Genomic DNA, 23,554 nt, shown 5'->3' with positions numbered 1-23,554 from the left:
TTGCTATAAAATTATCGTTGTATATTGGCTTATTCAAATTTTAAACTATGAAAAAACATAACTTCCTAGCTGTCATTTTATTAGGAATCACATTAATTGGATGTGGAGATAAAAATAAAGGTGAAAATTCTTTATTTAATATCGATGATTCTGCTTTTCCAGCACATTTTTTACCACAAGAATCAATTTCTATCGGAATTTTAAACCCAAATTCGAAAGAGATTGACAGCGTTGCCTACTTTATAAACGACAAAAAAGTAGGTAGTACAAAAGGTGCTGAAAAATTCAAATTTGAATTAAAAGATCAAAAATTAGGTTATCAGTACTTAAAAGCAACTGTCTATTTTGGATCAGATTCTTCAGATGCAACTAAACGCGTTGAGCTGGTTTCAAACGTTGAGCCGAAATTATTAAAATACAAAATCGTAAACACTTACCCTCACGATACAGCAGCTTTTACAGAAGGTTTAGAATTTCATGACGGTGTTTTGTTTGAAAGTACTGGTCAAAAAGCAGATTCATATTTTAGATCTGTTGACTATAAAACCGGAAAGGTTATTAAACAAGTAGATCTTCCTAAACAGTATTTTGGAGAAGGAATCACTTTTATTAATGACAAATTGTTTCAATTAAGCTGGCAGGAAAACACAGGTTTTATATATGATGCCAAAACATTAAAACTTGAAAAAACTTTTAAATACGATAAAGAAATTGAAGGTTGGGGAATGACAAATGACGGAAAATACATTTACCGCTCAGATGGAACCGAAAAAATCTGGAAAATGGATCCAAGCAACCAAAAGCTAATTGATTATATCAATGTTTATTCAGGAACTTCAAAAATTAAAGTTCTTAATGAATTGGAATATATTAATGGAAAATTTTATGCTAATGTTTGGCAAAAAGATGCAATTGCAGTAGTAAACCCAACTTCGGGAGCTGTTGAAGGAATTTTAAATATGTCAGATTTACGTAAATTCATAAAACATCCACAAGCAGAAGTTTTAAATGGAATTGCTTATAATCCTACAACAAAAACCATATTTGTAACTGGTAAATATTGGGAAAAAATGTTCGAAATAACAGTTTCAGAGTAAATCTAAGAACTAAATTCCAATATTTTAAATTCTAAATTCCAATCTATAAATACGAATTTCACAGATTTCACAAATTACTTCGTGATAATTTGTGAAATTTGTCTTTTAAAATACCTTTATATAATAAAATCAAAACAATGACAACTCTTATAACAAACATAAAAGAACTGCTTCAAATACGTGAAACTTCAATTTCTAAAGTTTCAGGAGCCGAAATGGCAGAACTTCCAACCATCAAAAATGCATTTTTAGTTCTAAAAGATGATCTAATTGCAGATTTTGGATCTATGGATAATCTACCTGGAATTAAAGCAGACAAAATTATCGATGCAACGGGTAAAATTGTTTTGCCATCTTGGTGCGACAGCCACACACATATTGTTTACGCCGGTAATCGTGAACAGGAATTTGTGGATCGAATCAATGGTTTTTCTTATGAAGAAATCGCTAATCGCGGTGGCGGAATCTTAAATTCGGCTAAAAAACTAAACGAAACTTCAGAAGAAGAAATTTATGAGCAGTCAAAACTTCGCCTGGAAGAGGTTATGCATTTAGGAACCGGAGCTGTGGAAATTAAATCAGGTTACGGATTAACAATCGAAGGTGAATTAAAAATGCTTCGTGTTATTAAAAAACTGGCTGAAAATTATCCCATTACAATAAAAGCAACTTTTCTGGGCGCACATGCTTTTCCATTGCATTACAAAGAAAACAAAGCGGGTTATATTGACGAAATCATAACTAAAATGTTGCCTGAAATAGCCAAAGACAAACTAGCTGATTTTGTGGATGTATTTTGCGAAACAGGCTATTTTTCTGTTGAAGAAACAGAGAAAATAATGGAGGCAGGAATTAAATTCGGTTTAAAGCCAAAAATTCACGTAAATCAATTCAATTCTATTGGAGGAATACAAGCCGGAATTAAATTTAACGCCCTTTCTGTCGATCATCTTGAAATTATGAACCCCGAAGATATCGAAGCTTTAAAAGGTACTGAAACAATGCCTGTAGCATTACCATCTTGTTCTTATTTCTTGAGCATTCCGTACACTCCAGCACGCGAAATGATAAAAGCAGGTTTACCATTAGCTTTAGCTACTGATTTCAACCCTGGTTCTACTCCATCAGGAAATATGAATTTTGTAGTTGCAACAGCTTGTATCAAAATGAAAATGACACCCGAAGAAGCCATAAATGCGGCGACTATTAATGGCGCTTATGCAATGGGAATCTCAGAAACACACGGAAGTATTACGAAAGGTAAAAAGGCTAATCTAATCCTAACAAAACCAATTTCGTCTTATTATCAAATTCCTTACGCATTTGGCAGTAATTTAATCGAAAGCGTTTTTGTAAACGGTAAAATTATATAAAAAATAAGAACCAGATTTACTGATTCCTACAATAGTTAAAATAAACATAAAAATCTTACAAAAACTAATTATCTTCAAAATAAGGTAGTATGTTTACAACTCAGATTTTTAGATATGAAAATTTTAGTTCTCAGTGTAGGTATAAGTAAATTTGGTTTGAAGCAAAATGCTTCAAATACCAATATGAGCTTGTGTACCAACAAGAACATTTCACAATTGTCTTCTTTATTAAAATTAAAAATCTTCCCGAATTATTAAGCATTGCGAGTGTGCTTAATAAAATCCTATAAAACTTTTTTTTACATGCTTTTCCAATCTACATTGGATGTTGCTACTCGCTTTATAAAGTTTTTATTTATTATAAGATAAATTATAGGATCAGGTTTAAACTATTTTTTTAATAATTAAACAAGAAGATCATGGCTAAGAAAGCTCCAACGACAGATTTAAAAGCAAAAAAACAGGAGAAAATTCAAAAAAAGCTAGAACAGCAACAAACTAGAAAAAGGAAGTAGATACTAAATTAATGTGATTTTAATTTAATAAAAAAAGGTCTATGAAAAACTTCACAGACCTTTAATATTTTAGTGGTATTCTACTTTTCGACTACTTAATTATCTCAAGTTAAAACTTGTTTTAGAAACTAATTCATCATTGTCAAAAACATTGATAAAATAAGCTCCTTTAGCAAAATCTTTACCTGGTAAATCTTCACTAACATTAACAGTTTTATTTTCGTATTTAACAGTAGTTTTAAAACTGTAAGTTAAAGTATTGTCTCCAAAAGTCTCTGTTTTCTTTTCGCCTAAAACATTGTTTTTAGAATCGATAACTTGTACATAATACGTTTTATCTCCTGATTTAGCGATTTGGTTTTCAGCAATTGTAAAACTAACTTTTAAAACATCAGCACGGCTTGCCTTATCTGTTTCGATTTGTTTTCCTGAGCTTTTTAATTTGTAAGCAGCAGTTTTTGTGTTTAAAACTGATAATTTAGCGCCTTTTTCAACTGTTTTAGCTAATTCTTCGTTTTGACCAACTAATACTTCATTGTATTTTTTAGATTCACCTAAAACAGTAACTGTACTGTCTCTTTGAACTGTCAAAACACCGTTTTGTTTTTTTAATTCGTCATTTTCAGCTACAAGAGTTTTCATTTTACCTTGCATAGCCTGAACTTGTGATCTGTATTTAGACACATCGCCTTTTGATTTATTCAAATCATCCATCAAAGCTACTACTTTATCTCTTTCCTGAATTAACTCATCAGACATAGAAGTGTTTTCAGCAATTGCAGCATCATAAGTTGCTTTCAATTCTTGCAAGTCTTTCATAACAGATTCTTTTTCTGTCATGGTCGATGTAAGTTCTGTCTTAACCACCTCTGTATCAGAAGACAATTTAAAAATATACACTAAGCTACCAATTAGTAGGACTGCTAAAACTGCGATTATCGCCTTTAGACTCGAGTTGTTGTTCTTTGGGTTTTCCATATTTAAATAATTTTCTTTAAAACAAATTTAAGAATTAATATAAGGTAATAACGTAAGTTGTTACAATTATATTATTTTTGGAAAATATTTTTTTTTCATGGAGAAAGTAATTCCTTTTACTGTAAATGATTTAGCGAAAATCACAAATCACCGAAGTGGTGAAATAAAATTCGGAGAGAAAATGATTGTCATTCCTAAAGGAGCAGACAAACTCAAGTTTTTAAAAGAAAGTGAAGCTAAATATGTGCTTTTGGGAATCCCCGAAGACATTGGCGTACGCGCTAACTTCGGCAGACCCGGAGCGGCTTCTGCATGGGAAAGCGCCATTAAAAGTATCGCAAATATTCAGCACAATCGTTTTTCAAAAGGCAGTCAGATTATTATTTTAGGACAAGTTAATGTTCTTGAAGAAATGCGAGACGTCGAAAATCTTGATTTCAACGACATTGACGACCGGTCAAAACTAAGTCAGTTAGTTGAAAAAATTGACAAAGAAGTTTCGCATATTATTTTTACTATTGTAAAAGCGGGGAAAACTCCTATAATTATTGGCGGAGGTCATAATAATGCTTACGGAAATATTAAAGGTTCGGCTTTGGCCAAAGGAAAACCAATAAATGCTATTAATTTTGATGCTCATTCTGATTTTAGAATTCTCGAAGGACGTCACAGTGGTAATGGTTTCTCGTATGCCTATGAAGAAGGGTTCCTGAAAAAATATTTCATCTTTGGTCTGCACGAAAATTATACTTCAAAAAGTGTTCTTGATATCATCAAAAAATTAGAAGATCGCGTTCGTTATAATACTTATGACAGTGTGAATATTCGCAAGGAAAAAGATTTTAGCAGAGAAATGGCTTTGGCTCTAGAATTTATCAGGACAGATTCTTTTGGAATCGAAATTGATTTAGATGCAATTCCAAACATAGCCAGCAGCGCTATGACAATCAGCGGATTTTCTGTTGAAGAATTAAGACAGTTTATATCGTTTTTTGGACAACATAGAAACGCTACTTATTTACATATTTGCGAAGGCGCACCTGATCTTGCCGATTCTCCAAATAATAATTTAATTGGTAAATTGATTGGTTATTTAATAACAGATTTTATTAAAGCCAATAACGAAAAAGAAAAATTTCTATAAATATTAACGACTGGGAATTAACCCTTTTGCCAAATAAAACAAGATTCAAATAAAGGATTAACTGAATAAACCTATCTTTGCACAGAATTTTAGTACTTAAAACTAAATTCTTAATACCTAAGATATGTTATTCGAAGATTTATCACTTTCAAAAAGTATACAAAAAGCCGTATTTGAAGAAGGCTACCTAAATCCTACTCCTATTCAGGAACAATCTATTCCGATTGTTCTGGCAGGAAGAGATTTAATTGGCTGTGCGCAAACAGGTACGGGAAAAACGGCTGCTTTTGCCATTCCAATCATACATCAATTACACCGAATTGTTGGTTCTACTAAAAAAGCCAAACAAATTCGTGCTCTTATAGTAACTCCAACACGTGAATTAGCGGTACAAATTGGTCAAAGTTTTGACACTTATGCAAAATATACCAACTTAACACAGCTGACCATCTTTGGAGGAGTTTCGCAAAATCCACAAGTAGATACACTAAAAAAAGGTGTTGATATTCTAGTTGCAACGCCAGGAAGATTGCTTGATTTACAAAAACAAGGTTTTCTTGATTTAGATCATTTACATACTTTGGTTCTGGATGAAGCGGATCAAATGCTGGATATGGGTTTTATAAACGATGTAAAAAAGATCGTAAAACTAACTCCTAAAAACCGTCAAACGTTATTATTTTCAGCAACAATGCCAATTGCAATTCGTGAATTGGCCGAAATGTTTTTGCAGGATCCTGCTAAAGTAGAAGTTTCTCCTGTTTCATCGACAGCCGAAAATGTAGAGCAACGTGTTTATTTTGTTGAAAAAACAGAAAAAAGAAATTTATTATATCATTTAATAAAAAACGAAGATCTATCAAATGTTTTAGTTTTCTCAAGAACTAAACATGGCGCAGATAATGTTGTAAAGGCACTTCGCAAAAAAGATATTCCGGCAGAAGCAATTCACGGAGACAAATCTCAAAATGCAAGACAACGCGTTTTAGATGCTTTCAAAAATAAAGAAGTTGGTGTTCTTGTGGCTACAGATATTGCAGCAAGAGGTATTGATATCGACCAATTGCCATTTGTAATTAACTTTGATTTACCTAATATTCCTGAAACTTATGTTCATAGAATTGGACGTACAGGACGCGCCGGAAATGGAGGTGTTGCAATTTCTTTTTGTAGTAAAGACGAAGAGCCTTACTGGAAAGACATTCAAAAATTAATAAAAGTTGATGTAAAAGTCATCACAGATCATCCGTATCAATGGCATTCCGGAAGTCCTGAAGCATCGGCTGAGAAACCTAAAAACTCAAACCGAAGCGGTGGTGCTCACAAATCGAGAAAATCAAATGCTTCTAAACAAAATAAAAAACGCTGGTATTAACCAGCGTTTTTTGCTTCACTTATTAAGTAATTTATAATTTTAAATAACTTAACCGGTTCAAATGGTTTTATAATAATATCGTTTATTCCTGACGAAATTGCTTCATCTGTTATTTCGTCTTTATCAAAAGCAGTAAGAGCAACAACTGGCGTTTTTATACCTTGCAAACGAATTCTTTTAGTGGTTTCAAATCCATTCATTAGTGGCATATTTATATCCATTAAAATAAGATCAAACTCTTCGCTTTCTAAAATCCTAAGCGCGCCAAAACCATCGTCGACAACTTTGCAGATGTAATTGTTTTTTTCAATAATCTTCTTGGTCACCAACTGATTAATAAGATTATCTTCGACAATTAAAATTTTAAACACTTCATTTGAGGTTAGATCGACTTCAATTTCTTCAATAATATTTTTTGTTTTCTCAGGATCGTATTCAAACGGAATTATAAACGCAAAAGAAGTTCCTTCACCAATATCACTTACCAAAGTTATTGTACTTCCAAAGAGGCCTAATAATTTTTTCACAATACTCAGTCCTAGTCCTGTTCCTTGATAATCTTCGTCTTTTCTTCCAACCTGAACAAATTTCTCAAAGATTTTTCCCTGATCCACAACAGCAATTCCAACACCATTGTCCTTTATAAGGAAATCTAAAAAGTATATCTTCCCTTCTATTCTATCCAGATTTACAATAATTTCAACTTCACCATCTTTGGTAAATTTCAATGCATTACTCACTAAGTTCATTAGAATCTGAGCCAATCTCAACTTATCTCCAATTAAATACTCCGGAATATTAGGGTCAATTGATACATTGATTTTATTATTGTTTTTCTGAGATAAAAAGGAAAGAGAATTTTTTATCATTGTTATTTCATCCGAAATATTAAAGGTCAAAGTCTCCAGAACAACCTTATTTTCTTCTATTTTATTAATTTGAAGAATATCATTTACTAAAGATAATAAATACCTGGCAGAAAATTTCAAAGCACTCAGATGCTGGCTTTGCGATAATTCTTTATGCTCTTCGAGAAGCATATTTGTTATACCCACCACGCCATACAACGGAGTACGCAATTCATGACTTATAGTCGAAATAAATTGTGTTTTGAGTAACGAGGCTTCTTCGGCAATTTCTTTAGCTTTAAGAAGCTCTAAATTGTGTTTTTTCTTAAATCTGATATTTTTAACTAATGTAATAATCAGAAAAAGCAAAATAAGAGAAATCAGTATAAACAGAATAACAATTATTCTTGATTTTTTCAGACTGTGATATTGTTCGACTTTTTCGTTTTCTATTTTATCGATCTGTCTTTTATACTCGTCTAATTCGAGGCTAAATCCGGCAATAGAGGCTTTTTTAAGTTTTTCCTCATTATATAAATCTTCGGTAACTTTATTGTAGGAAGTAAGGTTTTTGTAGGCTTCTCTGGGCTTATCGATCTTATTTAAAAACTTTGAGTACTCTAAATGCGCGTATGCCAAATCTGATTTTTCCTCAGTCTTTTTTCCTGCCTCAATAGCTTTTAGAAAAAATTCATTTGCTGCTTCATAATCTTTACGATAACTCGAATACATACCGTTAAGCATATTTACTATAACATCAGTAGATTTGTCGCCGTATTTTTTATTATTAGTATTTATATATTTCAGAAAAAGATCCCCTTGGTCGTATTTATTAATATCAAAATAAGCCCATGCAATATTTACGTTTGTAAAATAAACTTGATTTAAATCATTGATTTTCAAGCCGTATGCTATTGATTTTTTATAATAGCCAATTCCTTTATCAAACTGTTTTTTTTCAAAACAATATACATTCCCTAAATTATTATAGAGATTATACTTTATAGTATCATTGTTTGTTTTATTCGCATAATACAAACTTTTATTATAGAAGAAAATCGCTTTATCAACTTCACCTAATTCATTATAATTTGCTGCAATAATAGTATAGGAGCGAGAAATTAAAGAAGGGTCTTTAATGTTTGATGCCGCATTTAATGCAACTCTGGAGATAATTAATGATTTTTCGAAATTTGACTCCCTAAAATTAGCCAATGCCTGCTTTACAAGTTTATCCGTTTTTGCTTCAGATATAGGTTCGGATTGCCCAATTGCTGAATTATTGAAACAATTCAGGAATACGAGTAAAAACAAAAAAATCCGTATCTGGGGCATTAATAGTGGAATTTTATCAAATATACATTTAAAAATAAAAAAAAGCTGTATTTCCAGTAAAAATACAGCTTTTCTTTATTTATATAAATCTCAACAAATGTTAATATTCTCTCTTACAAAAAAACATTTTATTATACATTTTCAGGAGTAGTTTCAGTCTCTTTATCATCTTCCCATTGTCCAACAACTGATGTTGCTAAAGCATTTCCTAATACATTTGTAGCACTTCTGAACATATCACAAAAATGGTCAATTGGCAAGATTAAGGCAATTCCTTCTACAGGAATTTTGAACATTCCGCAAGTTGCTGCCACAACTACCAAACTTGCTCTTGGTACACCTGCAATTCCTTTACTTGTAAGCATTAAAACCAAAAGCATTACCATTTGCGTACCTAAGTCTAAATGCACACCATAAAACTGAGCAATAAAAATACTGGCAAAAGTCATGTACATCATACTTCCGTCCAGATTAAATGAATACCCAAGGGGCAACATAAACGATACAATTTTATCTTTTACTCCAAAATCTTCCAACTCTTCTGTTAATTTAGGAAAAACAGCTTCACTACTGGTTGTTCCAAAAGCAATTGCCAATGGCCCAATAATACGTCTTAATAATTCTGTCATTCTTCCTTTTAAGAAAATATAACCTACTGCAATCAAAACCACCCACAAAGTGCTTATTCCGATTAAGAACGATCCGAAAAATTTAAAATATGTAATAACTAATTCCTCTGCATCTCTAATAGCAAATACTCCCGCAATGGCTCCAAAAACTCCAATTGGAGCGAAGTTCATTACATAATTTACCATTTTCAAAACAATATGAGATGTTTTATCCAAAGCATTGATAACCGGTTTTACAGTACTGCCTAATGAAGCTGCTGCCAATCCAAAAAAGATTGAAAATATCACAATCTGCAGGATCTCATTAGTTGCCATTGCTTCAAAAATACTTTTAGGAACAATATGCTCCACAAAATTCTCAAAAGACAATGACGTTGTTTTACCTGTTACCTCAGAAGCTGTTGCCATATCGACATGTAACTTAATACCCACTCCAGGCTCTAAAATATTAACGTAAAACAATCCAATTAATAAGGATATAAAAGAAGCTGTAAAAAACCATCCTAAAGCTTTTCCTCCTACTCTTCCAACTGTTTTGATATCTCCTAATTTAGCGATTCCAACTACCAGAGTGGTAAAAACTAAAGGTGAAATAATCATTTGCACTAATCGGATAAAGATCGTCGCGAGCATTTTTATTTTAGCACTAAACGATTGTGCCGCTTCTGGCGAAATCGAATTGTGCAATATAATTCCTAAAGCTGCTCCAAGAATCATTGCAACGATAATTTGCCCTGTTAGTCCTGAAAGAAATGATTTTTTTTTGGTTTCTGTAACTTGCATTAATTTGTTTTTTTAGATTAAAATATTAAGACCCTCACTGTCTTAACTTTTATTAATATGTTTTGTTGATTAAATAAAAATCAGCCAAAACAATCGCTGCCATTGCTTCAACAATTGGCACTGCGCGAGGTACTACACACGGATCATGACGCCCTTTTCCGGTCATTGGTGTAATATTTCCTTTATTATCTAACGAATCCTGAGTTTGCATGATAGTCGCAACAGGTTTAAAAGCTACTCTAAAATAAATATCCATTCCGTTGCTTATTCCTCCCTGAATTCCTCCCGAAAGATTTGTTTTTGTAGTTCCGTCAGGATTGTATAAATCATTGTGTTCGCTTCCTTTCATTTCAGAACCTGAAAATCCGCTTCCGTATTCAAAACCTTTTACAGCATTTATAGAAAGCATTGCTTTTCCTAATTCGGCATGCAATTTATCAAAAACAGGTTCGCCTAAACCAACCGGAACGTTTTGAATTACGCAGGAAACAATTCCTCCAACAGTATCTCCTTGTTTGCGGATATCACGAATATATTCTTCCATAATCGCTGCTGATTTTTCATCAGGACAACGAACAGGATTACTTTCTATTTTTGAAAAATCTAAATCTTGGTATGGGGTATCCAAATGAATTGGACCAACTGAAGAAACGTAAGCGTTAATTTTAATCTCTGGCAACATTTGTTTTGCAATTGCACCTGCTACTACTCTACTAGCAGTTTCTCTTGCCGAGCTTCTTCCGCCACCGCGATAATCACGAAAACCATATTTTTGATCATAAACATAATCAGCATGACTTGGTCTGTAATTATCTTTTATATGCGAGTAATCATCTGATTTTTGATTGGTATTCGGAATAATAAAACCAATTGGAGTTCCTGTAGTTTTACCTTCAAAAATACCGGATAAAAACTGAACTGCATCTGGTTCTTTTCTTTGTGTTACAATTGCTGACTGTCCTGGTTTTCTGCGGGACATTTCAACTTCAATTGCTTCCAGATCAAGTTCTATTCCTGATGGACATCCATCAATAATTCCGCCTAAAGCTTCACCATGAGATTCACCAAATGTAGTAACTTTATATAGGGTGCCGTAGCTATTTCCTGCCATTGTAATTTGTTTTGAGCAAATGTAAGTTTTATGAATTAAATTAAAAAATTTAAAATTAGTATTATTAAGTAAAGGCTGTAGCCTTTAAAAATCACAATTTATTAAAATTGTAGCCAAATTGGTAACCTTTTGATAAAACAAATCCGGTTAGAGTTTCTTTTATTTGCTAAACTTCAAAAAACGAAAAATTGAAAAAACGAAATGTTGAATTGGTCATCCTTTCAGATGTCCATTTGGGAACTTACGGAAGTCACGCTAAAGAACTAAACAACTACCTATCAAGCATTAAACCCAAAACATTAGTCTTAAACGGCGATATTATTGATGCTTGGCAATTTAGAAAATCCTATTTCCCAAAAGCGCACTTAAGAGTCATTCAACGCGTAATCGGGATGGCATCTAAAGGTACGAAAGTGTATTATATTACTGGAAACCACGATGAAATTCTTCGAAAATTCAGTGATATGAATATGGGAAATTTTGCTTTGGTCGATAAATTAGTTTTAGAATTAGACGACAAAAAAGCATGGATTTTTCATGGAGACGTTTTTGACGCTTCTGTTCAGCACTCTAAATGGATTGCAAAATTGGGCGGTTTGGGTTACGATTATCTAATTCTAAGCAATCGTTTTGCAAATTGGTGTTTGGCTAAATTAGGAAGAGAACCTTATTCGTTTTCTAAAAAAATAAAAGCCAGCGTAAAAAAAGCGGTAAAATTCATATCCGATTTTGAAACTACTGCTACAGATCTGGCCATAGAAAAAAAATATGATTATGTAATTTGCGGACATATTCACGAACCAAAAATCATTACCAAAGAAAACAAACACGGCTCTACTTTATATCTAAATTCAGGCGACTGGGTAGAGAATTTAACCGCACTAGAATACCACAAGAAACGTTGGAAATTGTATTCGTACGCCGAAAGTAATTTTAGCGAAGAAGAAAATCTTTTTGAAATGGAAGACATTTTGAGTTCTCAATTAATTTCTTCAATTATCCTAAACAAATAACACTATAATCCCTAAATCAGTCTGTTTATAATAGATAACACTATTTTCATAAAATTTCGTTAGTTTCAGAAATGTGAATTATATAACAATTTCAAATAATTTTATACGTTTGAGAATGGTATCACACCTTACATTTGAAGAAAATTAATAACCAATTTTATGAAAAAAATAATTTTATCTGCCATTATGCTATTAGGGTTAGCGTTAACGGCTCAATCACAAGAAATTTCTAAAAACGCTTTAGGAATCCGTTTAGGAGACAATAACGGTTTTGGCGGGGAAGTATCATATCAATTAGGTTTAAGCCAAAAAAATAGACTTGAATTTGATTTAGGCTGGAGAAACAGCAGTGATGTAGATGCAATTAAAGGAGTAGCACTTTATCAATGGGTTTGGAATATCGACGGTGGTTTTAACTGGTATGCTGGTGTTGGTGGAGGATTAGCAGCTTGGGATCACGATTATTATAATAACAATTACAAATATAACGATAGCGGAACTTATGTATTTGCTGCTGGAGACATTGGTATAGAATATAGATTTAGCGAAGCACCAATTACACTTTCATTAGATGCCAGACCTGAAATTGGTTCTGGATATTACAATGACGATAATTTTGGATTTGACGTAGGATTAGGCGTTAAATTTAGATTCTAAATAAAAATAAAAAATAATTGTAAAAGAAAACCTGTCGCTTCATAACGACAGGTTTTTTTATGTATTAACAAGAGTGAGCGAAATCGAAGTCATTCTCAGACTCACATCTAACGTTTTGCTTATAAACACTATTTGATAATAATATCTTTCTTAGAATGTATTTTCACAACTGTATAAGGATATGTAATTACCTGCGTCACCATTGCATCCGGGGCAGGATTATTTTCTTTTACAGTAATGATGATGTTTTTATCTGTTTCCTCTACTTTTTCAACACCAATAGAATATCCACCGGTATTTTTCTCTCCCATATTCAGAATAACATAATTCGAATTACCAATATCAGTCTGATTCATTTTATGAGCCAAAAGCGGATCGTTTTCTAACATTTTGATTTCATTAGGTTCGGTCAAAATCTCAAAAAATTTGATATTTCCACCACCGTCAGATTGCTCTGTTAAAACTTCATACAAAACCTTTGAATCTGATGTCTTTTTTACTCCACAAGAGACCAAGGCAAAAATTGCTAAAACCGAAATTACTTTTTTCATTTACGTTTACTTTTAAGATTGGTGTTTCTCCGTTTTATAATCATCGATTGCTCTTTGATATAAAGCCTCATATTTAGGCAGAATGTTTTTGATATCAAACTTCTTGGCTACTTCTAAAGCATTAGCTTTAAACTGATTTAAAACCTCGTCGCTTTCCAGTATTTTAATTGCATTTGCGGCCATTTCCTCCACATCTCCAACGTTGCTCAAATATCCAGAATAACCATCAAAATTAACTTCAGGCAAACCACCAGAATTACTTGATATTACAGGAACTCCGCACGCCATAGCTTCCAAAGCGGCCAAACCAAAACTTTCTGTTTCTGACGGAAGTAAAAACAAATCTGTCAGACATAAAATCTTATCAATTTCATTACTATTTCCAAAGAAAATTACCTTATCGTAAATTCCCAATTCCATACATAAAGCCTCTGCTTTTTCTTTTTCCGGACCATCGCCAACCATCATTAATTTAGCCGGCATTACTTTCTGAATATTATAGAAAATCTTAATAATATCCGGAATACGTTTTACTTTTCTAAAGTTACTGATATGTGTAATGATACGCTCATTTTCCTTTGCCATTACATAACGATGACAGGGCTGTTGCGGATCTTTTCGAACTTTATCCAATTCAATAAAATTCGGAATTACCCTAATCTTGTTCTTGATTTTAAACAACTTCAAAGTATCATCTTTCAAACTCTGAGAAACCGAAGTCACATAATCTGATTTATTAATACTAAACGTTACCGCAGGTTTATAAAACGGGTGATTCCCAACCAGCGTAATATCTGTTCCGTGAAGCGTTGTAATCATCGGAAGATTAATTCCTTCATTCTTTAGCATTTGCTTGGCCATATAACCCGCATACGCGTGAGGAATTGCATAATGCACATGAAGTACTTCAATTTTATATAATTTCACCATATCAACCAATTTGCTTGACAATGCCAACTCATACGGCTGATAATGGAAAAGAGGATATTCAGGAACGTTTACTTCGTGATAATGAACATTAGGATTTAAAAGTGCCAACCTAACCGGTTGACTATAAGTAATAAAATGGATTTCGTGTCCGCGTCTGGCTAATTCAAGGCCTAATTCCGTAGCAACTACACCACTACCACCAAATGTCGGATAACAAACTATTGCTATTTTCATGTATTAAATTTAGTCCTACGAAAGTACTCAAAAATAGCTTTTAATTAAACTTTTAGATTGTTAGATTTTTGTGAATATTAGTTTTCAGGTTATTAGTTTGTTAGACTAACTTAGAATTCTAGGCTAACTTAAACCCCAAGATTACTGAATTTTTAATTTATGGTAGATCAAATAGAAATCTCAAGATTTCCAAACAAACTCATAATTCATAACTTATAATTCATCATTATTTTCAGGAGCAGAAAACTCATTTTCAAAAGAAACTCCCGTCCCGCTGTCCGCTATATCTTTTATGGTGAACCCCACCATAAAAGCATATCACTCCCATCGGGGCTAGATTAGAAGTTTTTATTTCTATAAGACCTTTCTTCCCCAAACCTCGGGATAAAAACCAGTCCCTTTTGTCGCAATTCACCTTTGTCAAAGTTTAAAACTTTGACAAAGATTTCCACTCCAAGAAATGACAAACTTGGGCAAAAACCTGAAACTTGAAACAAACTCAAACCTTTTTAAAACAAAAAAAGGCACAAAATCTAAATTTCATGCCTTTCAAATATATTTATAAATATCTCTTAAAAAAATCTGCTATGCCAACTATCAGCAGCAGGAACTTCCCAAGATTCATTAAACTCTTCGATATTATTTACAAGATTATTAAAAACAATCGTATTCTCAGAAACCGATTTATCTTTAACCATTTTCTTAAAATCAATTAAAGGTTTGTGTGCAATATGTTCACCAAGTTTAAAAGTCACGTTCATTTTATCCAATAAATCAACGTTGTATTTTTTCTCTAAACTCTGAATAAACTCTACTGAACTATCGATAGAACATCCTGTAGCTGCTTGCACATCCTGATTTACAGCCAAAATAATAAATCGGTTGTATTTTAGCAGGTATGAAGCTTCTAAGCTTGTTCCGTGTGCTGCCCAACCTTCAACAAAAGCTTTCAGGTCAGTTTCTATTTCAGAAAATTCTTCCTCAGAAAATTTTCTGTTCGATTGATAAATCCAAATTCTGGATTCACCAGGCAAATTTTCAAAAGGTATATACATTTTATTTTTTTCTTTTTAGTTTTTTTTTGTTTCAGGTTTCAAGTTTCAGGTTACAAACCTTACCTCTTTACGAACCTTAAAGATTACTGTTTCTCTATTTTTGTGAGAATTTTAAAATACCTGAATTCTTTGGTTTTTGAATCAAATAATTCAATCTCAGTGTAACTCACTTTAAGCTTATCTTTTTTCTTAATTTCATTATTAGTCAGCAACGGAGCCGTGTCAAAAGAATCTAATAAAAGAAAATTATAATTTCTGCCAGTCTGATCTTTCAATTGCAAAGTTACAAATTGCTCCCATTTGACATCAATTACTTCCCCTAAAAGAAAAGAATCTTCCTTCTTAGCTTCTTTCCCTTCATCTATAGTACCCCTTCCTAATTCTATAATCATGTTAGGACATACTTGCAACATTTTCATAGCTACATTTTCTCCTAACTTACCCATACCTTCTTCATCTGCAAAATCTACTTTCTCCGAAGGTTTAAATTCCGACATATGATCTGTATAACTCTTAATCATGCATACCCCCACTTCAGTTTTAAAATCTGCAGCAGATAAATTAGGTTCTTTGGCCTTTTTAGTTTCTAAGCATTGACAAGTTTCTTTTGCAATAACTTCTAAAACATCTTGAGAATAAGATACTGCATTACAAAGCAAAACAACTAATAAAAATATTTTCCTCATATTACAAATCCTGAGCATTCGCAATTAACTCCGCAATGTCCATCACTTTAACTTGTCCTTCTTTTTCCTGATGTTTGATACCGTCGGTTAACATAGTGTTACAAAATGGACAACCAGCAGCAATAATATCTGGTTTAGTTTCAAGAGCATCTTCTGTTCTCTCAACATTTATTTCTTTGTTTCCTGGCTCAGCATCTTTAAACATTTGTGCTCCACCTGCTCCACAACATAAACCATTTGCTTTAGAACGTTTCATTTCGACTAATTCAACGTCTAATTTCTGAATCAAATCTCTTGGAGCTTCGTATACTTTATTTGCTCTTCCTAAATAGCAAGGATCATGAAAAGTAATGCGTTTTCCTTTAAACTGTCCACCTTCAACAGTCAATCTTCCATCATCTATTAATGACTTTAAAAACTCTGTATGATGAATTACTTCATATTGACCTCCTAATTCAGGATACTCGTTTTTTAAAGTATTAAAACAATGCGGACAAGCCGTTACGATTTTTTTAGCTTCATACGCATTCAAAACCTCGATATTCATCATGGCTTGCATTTGAAACAAAAACTCATTTCCGGCACGTTTTGCAGGATCTCCAGTACAACTCTCTTCAGTACCTAACACTGCAAATGAAACATTGGTACGATTTAAAATTCGCACAAATGCTTTTGTAATTTTCTTTGCTCTATCATCAAAACTCCCTGCACAACCAACCCAAAATAAAACTTCCGGTTGTGTTCCTTGGGCTAGCATTTCAGCCATTGTTGGCACTACTAAATTTTCTGACATCTTCTTTTGTTGTTAAATCGGTTAATTGTTAATTTGATTAATCGCTCTCTTGCAATAACCCTTTCGCTAACATTAACACAGAAATTTATTTTATTAATCCATTAAACGGTTAAACAAATAACCAATTAAACGGTTTTAGTTTTCGTTTTTCCAGTTCAATCTATCTTGTTGATTGTATTGCCAAGGCGCTCCATTATTCTCAATATTTGTCATCATAGCATTCAATGACATTGGAGCAGCACTTTGTTCCATAACCAAATAACGGCGCATATCCATAATAATAGACAACGGGCTGATATTTACAGGACATTCCTCAACACAAGCATTACATGAAGTACATGCCCACAATTCTTCTGGAGTAATATAATCGTTTAATAATGTTTTATTATCCGGAACAAAAACACCTTTGTTGGCATCAATATTTTTTCCTACTTCTTGTAAACGATCTCTTGTATCCATCATAATTTTACGAGGAGACAATTTTTTACCGGTTTGGTTCGCCGGACATGATGATGTACAACGGCCGCACTCTGTACAAGTGTAAGCATTTAATAATTGTACCCAGTTTAGATCCTGAACATCACTTGCTCCAAATTTACTTGGAACAGCATTTTCATCAACCGGAGCAGCTGCAAACGGATCAGCATTTGGATCCATCATTAACTTAACCTCTTTTGTAACTGATTCTAAATTATCAAACTGTCCTTCCTGATTTAAGTTTGCAAAATAAGTATTCGGGAAAGCTAAAAGAATATGTAAGTGTTTTGAGAAATATAAATAGTTCATGAAAACCAAAATACCAGCGATATGCAACCACCAAAAAACTTCAAACAATATGGCAACCAACTCATTTGACATTCCGTTAAACATTGGCGCAATAAACTGACTTATTGGAAAACTTCCTGCTCTGTGAAAATGAGAAAATCCTCCCGGAACATTTTGCAAATGCAAATCAGAAGCATCCATGAACAAAAACAGAAGCATCAAAACTGTTTCAAAATACAAAATGTAGTTTGCGTCACTTTTAGGAAATCCTTTTAAATCCGGATTAGCAAAACGTTTTAATCTTACCACATTCCTTCTAATCCAAAAAACTGTTACAGCAAAGATTACAAGTAGTGCTAATATTTCGAATGAAGCTATTAAAACATCATAAATTACACCCAAAAAAGGTGCAAAAACTCTATGTGTTCCAAATAAACCATCAATAATAATCTCGAGTAATTCGATATTAATAATTATAAAACCTACATATACAAAAATATGAAGTATTCCAGCTACAGGGCGTCTCACCATTTTTGATTGCCCAAGAGCAATCAATGCCATGTTTTTCCAACGTGCTTTAGAATTATCTTTTCGATTTACATCAACTCCTAAATTAATGTTTCGGATGATTTTTTTTACGCTCGATGCAAAAAAACCGAAACCTACAATTAGCAGTATAGCGAACAAAATATTATCTAAATAACTCATTCTAATTAATTTTTAGTAGTTGTAGTTGTATTAGCCTCTTCTGTTGTTGGTGCTACGTATGGTTTGTTTTTCTTTCCAAAAAGAGAAACATTTACATAACGTGTTGGGTAAAGACGAACGTCCTGCAATAATAACTCTAACTCTTTTGAAGTTTTAGACAAGTTGTTATACAAAGCCTCATCATTTAATAATTTACCAGCAGTACCTTTTCCTGAGTTTAGGTTACTCATAAGATTATCAACTTTAGCCAAAGTTTGGTTTAGGTTTTTAACTGTTTTTCCTAAGTCGGCTTTGTTTAAAGAATCTGATATCTTATTGAAGTTACTAGACATTTTATTGAAGTTAGTTACAACGCCATTAATTTGTCCCTTATTAGTATCTAAAATAGAATTAAGACTTCCGGAAGCTTTATGAAATTGCTCCATTGTCTGGCTCAATTCTGCCAATGATTTTTTTAAGTTTTCCTGACCCTGTTTGTCCAAAACATTGTTTAATCCTGAAACCAATGTATTAATATTGGCTAGCATTAAATCTAATTTTTGCTGAATAGGCTCAATCTTACCTCCTAAAGACTCTGTTAATCCCAACTCAACAGCAGGTACTAAAGTTTGTCCATCAACAGCTGGATCTTTATCAGCAAGATTAGGAACAATCTTGATTTGTTTCCCTCCAATCAAACTTGGAGAATACAAAGATGCCTTACTTGTTTTTGAAATTGGAAAATCTGTTTTTAATTGAAGTTCAACTAATAATTTCCCCGTTACTTCATTGATTGTGATTTTATTTACTTTACCAATAGTTAATCCGTTTATGGTAACGGGCGCTGACGATGACAGATCTTCAACATTATCGTATTCTACATATAATGTTTTGTAATTTGTAAAAAGGTCTCTGCCTTTTAAAAAACTATAGCCCCAAATAAATAATAAAATTGACGCGATGACTAAGATAGCCGTTTTAATTTCTCTTGTTAGTTTCAAAATTCTAAGTGTTTGTACAAAAATAATATAAATATTCGAACTTAAGACTATTATTTAATTGCGTCTTGAATACTGATTTTCTCTCCATCTTTATTTGCAATTAAAAAAGCTGCGCCATATCCTTTGTCTTTAGCTTCTTGCAAATATTTTTTGGCAGCTTCATAATCTGAAGTTTCCTGATAGAAATATTTGTAAATATTATTTTCATACAGTATCGTTACATTTTTCAGTCCCTTAAAATTTTTAGGTTCCAATGGTGTCTTTTTGATACTGGCGATAAGTTGCACTTTAAAGAAGGTTCCTTTTTGAACGTTTTTCACTGCAGTCGTTTCAACCGCTTTAGGTTTTGTAGGAGTAGTGTCTCTTGCAGGTCTGGCTTCTATAATTTCAGGAGCGCCTGAACCAAAGTATTCTCTTTTATAACTTAAAATGGCTTCGGCAATAGCTTTTGCAATATCATTCTGACCTTCTTCTGAATTTAAAACATTTCCTTCTTCCGGATTCGAAACAAACCCTGTTTCTACTAATACTCTAGGCATATAGGCTTTATGCAATACCATAAATGGTGCTTGTTTAACTCCGCCTTGTCTTATTTTTTTACCAAGTTTCTCAAAATTGTCCTCTATTTTACTTGCCAGTGAAATACTATTATCTAAATATTCTTCCTGCATTAAAGTTATCCCGATCATAGATTCCGGCGAATTTGGATCGAAACCTTCATATTTACGTTTATAATCTTTTTCTAAAGTAATTACCGAGTTCTCTTTTTTCGCTGCTTCAAGATTCGAGGCTGTTTTACTCAAACCCATTACATAAGTTTCGGTTCCGTCTGCTGCCGTATTTTTATTTGCATTACAGTGTATAGACACAAAAATATTAGAGTTTGCACGGTTTGCAATGTTGGCTCTTTCTACCAAATCAATAAAAACATCTGTTTTACGAGTATAAATAACATTAACATTTGGGTTAAGTTCTAATATTTTTCCAACTTTTAGAACAATAGCCAAAGCAATATTTTTTTCAATTCGTCCGCTATAAACTGCTCCAAAGTCGTGATCACCATGTCCAGCATCAAGAGTTACCTTAAAAACATTTGCCTGACTGTAAGCACAAAATGATATTATCGTTAGAAAAAAAGTAAATATTACCTTAATTTTGTTAAATCTATTCATAAATCTAAAAGTTAATTTTAATAAAACGCAACTGCTATAATTTTTACAATTGATTATTTTTGCCAAAAAATTATATGTAAGTTTGACATGTCAAAAAACAAGCCATAATTTTACAAAAATAGCATTTAAACCTTTGCATACAAACTTATTTAATATCGTTTTATTATCATTTTTCCTAACATTAGGAAGTGGTAAATTATATTCGCAAGAGATAAAAAACAAAAAAAAGCCATTAACAACTGTAAAACAAACAGATAAGCCAGTAACTAATGTTACAGATAAATCTACAACTACTGTTACAGATACTATAAAACTGGATACTGTTAGACCTAAAAAGACTTTTCTTGACGGTAAAGTAAAGTACAGAGCTAAAGATTACGCCAAAATTGATCAGAAGAAGAAACTGATTACTTTATATAATGAAGCCGAATTATACTATAAGGATGTCGAATTAAAATCTGGTATCATTGTTTTAAATTATGAAAAAGATGAAGTTTATGCCGGAAGAATAAAAGATTCTGCCGGGGTTTTATCACAATATCCAAACTTTAAACAAGGAGCAAGCGAAGTTCAGCCTGATTCTATCCGTTTTAATTTTAAAACCAAAAAAGCTTTAATTTTCAATTCAAGAACCGAACAAGGTGAATTTAAAATAAAAGCTGCTGTTACTAAAAAAGAAAACGACTCTGTTTACTTCTTAAAAGGTGCCCGTTTTACAACAGCAAAAGATATTGACAATCCCGAATATTATTTTCAAACTAATAAGGTAAAATTTATACCTGGTAAAAAAGTAATCACAGGTTTAACTAATATGGTTATTGCTGATGTACCAACTCCCCTTGCATTACCTTTTGCTTATTTTCCAATGAGCCAGGAAAAAAGTGTTTCGGGTATCATTATTCCAAGTTACAATGACTCAAACACAAGAGGATTTTCACTTCAGAATATGGGGTACTATTTTGCGTTAAGCGAAAATTATGATTTAACCGTTTTAGCCGATTATTATACTAATGGTAGTTACGCCATGCGATTTGAATCGGCGTATGCCAAAAGATATAAGTACAGAGGAAATGTTAACATTCGTTTCGAAAATTTAATTAACAGTGAGCGTGGTTATCCGGATTATAGTAAACAGAATATTTACAACATTCAGTGGTCGCATTCAAGAGATACTAAATCAAGCCCTAACTCTAGCTTTTCTGCATCGGTGAATATGGGTAGTAGTAAATACTTTAAGCAATCTATCAATCAGGCTAATATTGGTTCGAATCTGAACAATACTTTAAGTTCTTCTATATCCTATAGCAAAACTTTCAATACTATTCCGCAAGCTCGTTTTTCATTATCAGCAACGCATCAACAAAACACGCAAACTGAAGTTATTACAATGACTTTACCAACTTTACAGGCAAGTGTTGATCGTGTTTATCCTTTTGTTGGGAAAAACGGCGTAAAGAAAGGACTTATAAAAAACATTAACTTACAATACAACTTAAGCGGTAAAAACAATATTACAACTACTGATTCCTTGTTTTTTAAACCTCAAATGTTTAGAGATGCTCAAATTGGGATGCAGCATACTATTCCGTTAAGTACAAACTTTAAATTGTTCAAATATTTTAGTGCACAAGCAGCTACTAATTATCAGGAAACATGGGTTACTAAAACCATTAACAAAAATTATGATACTGATCAGGGCAAAGTTGTAGATAAAGTTGTGAACGGATTTGACTCTTTTAGAACATACAATTTCACCTCAAGTTTAGGTACAACTATCTATGGAACTTTTAATTTTGGAAGTGACAAAAGAATCCAATCGATTCGCCACGTAATGCGTCCTACAATTAGCTACTCTTACACACCAAGTTTCGAAAAATACTACGACACTTATGCTGTAGATGCTTCAGGAAGACTTACAGACCAATACACACGATTTGCAGGAGGTGTTTATGGTGCTCCCGGGAAAGAAAACTCAAACATTGTCGCTTTTGCTTTAAGCAACACTTTTGAGGCCAAAGTAAGAGACAGGGACAGCACAAAGACTGAACCTAAAAAAGTAATGTTATTAAACAACTTAAACCTTAGCACAAATTATAATTTTAATGCAAATGGTAAAGATATTTTAGCTTGGCAACCCTTACTTATTAGTGGTGGAACACAGCTTTTCCAAAACAAGATGAATGTTAATTTTGGAGCCACATTAGATCCTTATGCTTTAAACAGCAATAACGACAGGATCGACATGTATAATATCGACAATGGAGGAAGTTTATTTAGAATGACAAATGCCAATCTAACCTTAAATTACTCGTTCTCAAACAAAGGTACCGACAAAGACGAAAAAAACACGCAAAGTCAGCGTAATGGTGGTCGAAATGATGACTTGTTTGGTACCAATACTGATTTAACAGACAGTAGAAATAGCCAATTTGCAAATGAAAAAGATGATGATAAAGATGTAATTAGCGAGTTTTTTAAATCGAAAATTCCATGGGACATGACTCTTGCCTATTCCTTAACGTATACAAATATTAAAAGAGAAAATAAAATCTCCGGAAACTCTGTTATGGTGTCCGTCAACATGGATATTACTCCAAAATGGAAAGGTGGAGTTTCTACCGGTTACGATTTTGTACAAAAGGGAGTTACCTTTACTCAATTCCGTTTTGAAAGAGATTTATTGAGCTGGAGAATGGCCTTTAACTGGTCTCCGTTAGGGACAAACTCAAACTGGAACTTCTTCATTGGAATTAAATCCGGAATGCTTAGTGATATTAAATGGAATAAACGAAGTACCTCAAATCGATAATTCCTTAAATCAA

General features: G+C 32.8%; 19 protein-coding genes. 7 read left to right on the top strand and 12 right to left on the bottom strand.

The window, feature by feature from the left end; genetic code table 11:
* Nucleotides 1-47 precede the first annotated feature (47 nt).
* Both LPB88_RS02480 and hutI read left to right on the top strand, forming a co-directional pair.
* Complete coding sequence (locus LPB88_RS02480) at nt 48-1,097, top strand: glutaminyl-peptide cyclotransferase (protein WP_230712217.1); 1,050 nt, start codon at nt 48-50, stop codon at nt 1,095-1,097.
* 137 nt (nt 1,098-1,234) lie between these two features.
* A complete protein-coding gene (hutI, locus tag LPB88_RS02475; protein WP_230712216.1) occupies nt 1,235-2,470 on the top strand; it encodes an imidazolonepropionase in 1,236 nt (411 codons plus the stop codon).
* A 614-nt stretch (nt 2,471-3,084) separates the two neighbouring features.
* Here hutI and LPB88_RS02470 read toward each other — a convergent pair.
* Complete coding sequence (locus LPB88_RS02470; RefSeq protein ID WP_230712215.1) at nt 3,085-3,963, bottom strand: hypothetical protein; 879 nt, start codon at nt 3,961-3,963, stop codon at nt 3,085-3,087.
* Nucleotides 3,964-4,060: 97 nt separating this feature from the next.
* Here LPB88_RS02470 and LPB88_RS02465 point away from each other — a divergent pair, with 97 nt between their 5' ends.
* The gene (locus LPB88_RS02465; protein WP_230712214.1) at nt 4,061-5,107 is read left to right on the top strand and encodes a formimidoylglutamase; all 1,047 of its coding nucleotides are present in this window, start codon (nt 4,061-4,063) and stop codon (nt 5,105-5,107) included.
* A gap of 124 nt (nt 5,108-5,231) precedes the next feature.
* Nucleotides 5,232-6,482, top strand: a complete 1,251-nt coding sequence (locus LPB88_RS02460; RefSeq protein WP_230712213.1) for a DEAD/DEAH box helicase — start codon at nt 5,232-5,234, stop codon at nt 6,480-6,482.
* Here LPB88_RS02460 and LPB88_RS02455 read toward each other — a convergent pair.
* The 3 genes from LPB88_RS02455 to aroC form a co-directional block, all read right to left on the bottom strand.
* Nucleotides 6,479-8,644 carry a response regulator gene (locus LPB88_RS02455; RefSeq protein ID WP_230712212.1) on the bottom strand — a complete coding sequence of 722 codons (2,166 nt, stop codon included), beginning with the start codon at nt 8,642-8,644 and terminating at the stop codon, nt 6,479-6,481. The two genes, LPB88_RS02460 and LPB88_RS02455, sit on opposite strands and share 4 nt — an antisense overlap.
* Nucleotides 8,645-8,796: 152 nt before the next feature.
* A complete protein-coding gene (locus tag LPB88_RS02450) occupies nt 8,797-10,077 on the bottom strand; it encodes a dicarboxylate/amino acid:cation symporter (RefSeq protein ID WP_230712211.1) in 1,281 nt (426 codons plus the stop codon).
* A 52-nt stretch (nt 10,078-10,129) separates the two neighbouring features.
* Complete coding sequence (gene aroC / locus LPB88_RS02445) at nt 10,130-11,188, bottom strand: chorismate synthase (protein WP_056249796.1); 1,059 nt, start codon at nt 11,186-11,188, stop codon at nt 10,130-10,132.
* A 188-nt stretch (nt 11,189-11,376) separates the two neighbouring features.
* Here aroC and LPB88_RS02440 point away from each other — a divergent pair, with 188 nt between their 5' ends.
* A complete protein-coding gene (locus tag LPB88_RS02440) occupies nt 11,377-12,201 on the top strand; it encodes a UDP-2,3-diacylglucosamine diphosphatase (RefSeq protein WP_230712210.1) in 825 nt (274 codons plus the stop codon).
* A gap of 159 nt (nt 12,202-12,360) precedes the next feature.
* Nucleotides 12,361-12,858, top strand: coding sequence for a hypothetical protein (locus LPB88_RS02435; RefSeq protein WP_230712209.1), 498 nt, complete (start codon nt 12,361-12,363; stop codon nt 12,856-12,858).
* A gap of 128 nt (nt 12,859-12,986) precedes the next feature.
* Here the strand turns inward: LPB88_RS02435 and LPB88_RS02430 are convergent, their stop codons facing one another.
* The 8 genes from LPB88_RS02430 to LPB88_RS02395 form a co-directional block, all read right to left on the bottom strand.
* Nucleotides 12,987-13,409, bottom strand: a complete 423-nt coding sequence (locus LPB88_RS02430; protein ID WP_230712208.1) for a protease complex subunit PrcB family protein — start codon at nt 13,407-13,409, stop codon at nt 12,987-12,989.
* Nucleotides 13,410-13,421: 12 nt separating this feature from the next.
* The gene (gene bshA, locus LPB88_RS02425) at nt 13,422-14,573 is read right to left on the bottom strand and encodes an N-acetyl-alpha-D-glucosaminyl L-malate synthase BshA (RefSeq protein WP_230712207.1); all 1,152 of its coding nucleotides are present in this window, start codon (nt 14,571-14,573) and stop codon (nt 13,422-13,424) included.
* A gap of 572 nt (nt 14,574-15,145) precedes the next feature.
* A complete protein-coding gene (locus LPB88_RS02420; RefSeq protein ID WP_230712206.1) occupies nt 15,146-15,628 on the bottom strand; it encodes an ABC transporter ATPase in 483 nt (160 codons plus the stop codon).
* Nucleotides 15,629-15,711: 83 nt separating this feature from the next.
* Entirely contained in the window at nt 15,712-16,314 is a 603-nt protein-coding gene (locus LPB88_RS02415) for a hypothetical protein (RefSeq protein WP_230712205.1), read from the bottom strand.
* Nucleotide 16,315: 1 nt separating this feature from the next.
* Nucleotides 16,316-17,107: a (Fe-S)-binding protein gene (locus LPB88_RS02410; protein WP_230712204.1), complete on the bottom strand. Its 792-nt coding sequence runs from the start codon at nt 17,105-17,107 to the stop codon at nt 16,316-16,318.
* A gap of 135 nt (nt 17,108-17,242) precedes the next feature.
* Nucleotides 17,243-18,580 (bottom strand): (Fe-S)-binding protein, encoded by a 1,338-nt coding sequence (locus LPB88_RS02405; RefSeq protein WP_230712203.1) that lies wholly within the window; start codon nt 18,578-18,580, stop codon nt 17,243-17,245.
* A gap of 5 nt (nt 18,581-18,585) precedes the next feature.
* Nucleotides 18,586-19,560 (bottom strand): MlaD family protein, encoded by a 975-nt coding sequence (locus tag LPB88_RS02400; protein WP_230712202.1) that lies wholly within the window; start codon nt 19,558-19,560, stop codon nt 18,586-18,588.
* 50 nt (nt 19,561-19,610) lie between these two features.
* Nucleotides 19,611-20,732 (bottom strand): N-acetylmuramoyl-L-alanine amidase, encoded by a 1,122-nt coding sequence (locus tag LPB88_RS02395; RefSeq protein WP_230712201.1) that lies wholly within the window; start codon nt 20,730-20,732, stop codon nt 19,611-19,613.
* A gap of 82 nt (nt 20,733-20,814) precedes the next feature.
* Between LPB88_RS02395 and LPB88_RS02390 the strand changes: the two genes are divergently transcribed.
* On the top strand, nt 20,815-23,541 hold the full coding sequence (locus LPB88_RS02390; protein WP_230712200.1) for a putative LPS assembly protein LptD: 2,727 nt from the start codon (nt 20,815-20,817) through the stop codon (nt 23,539-23,541).
* The last annotated feature ends 13 nt before the right edge of the window (nt 23,542-23,554 follow it).

The sequence above is a fragment of the Flavobacterium sp. JAS genome, assembly GCF_020991455.1.
In the GTDB taxonomy this organism is placed as follows: Bacteria; Bacteroidota; Bacteroidia; order Flavobacteriales; family Flavobacteriaceae; genus Flavobacterium.
The sequence above is the reverse complement of the archived record's forward strand: the minus strand, read 5'-3'. Positions and strand labels throughout refer to the sequence as shown.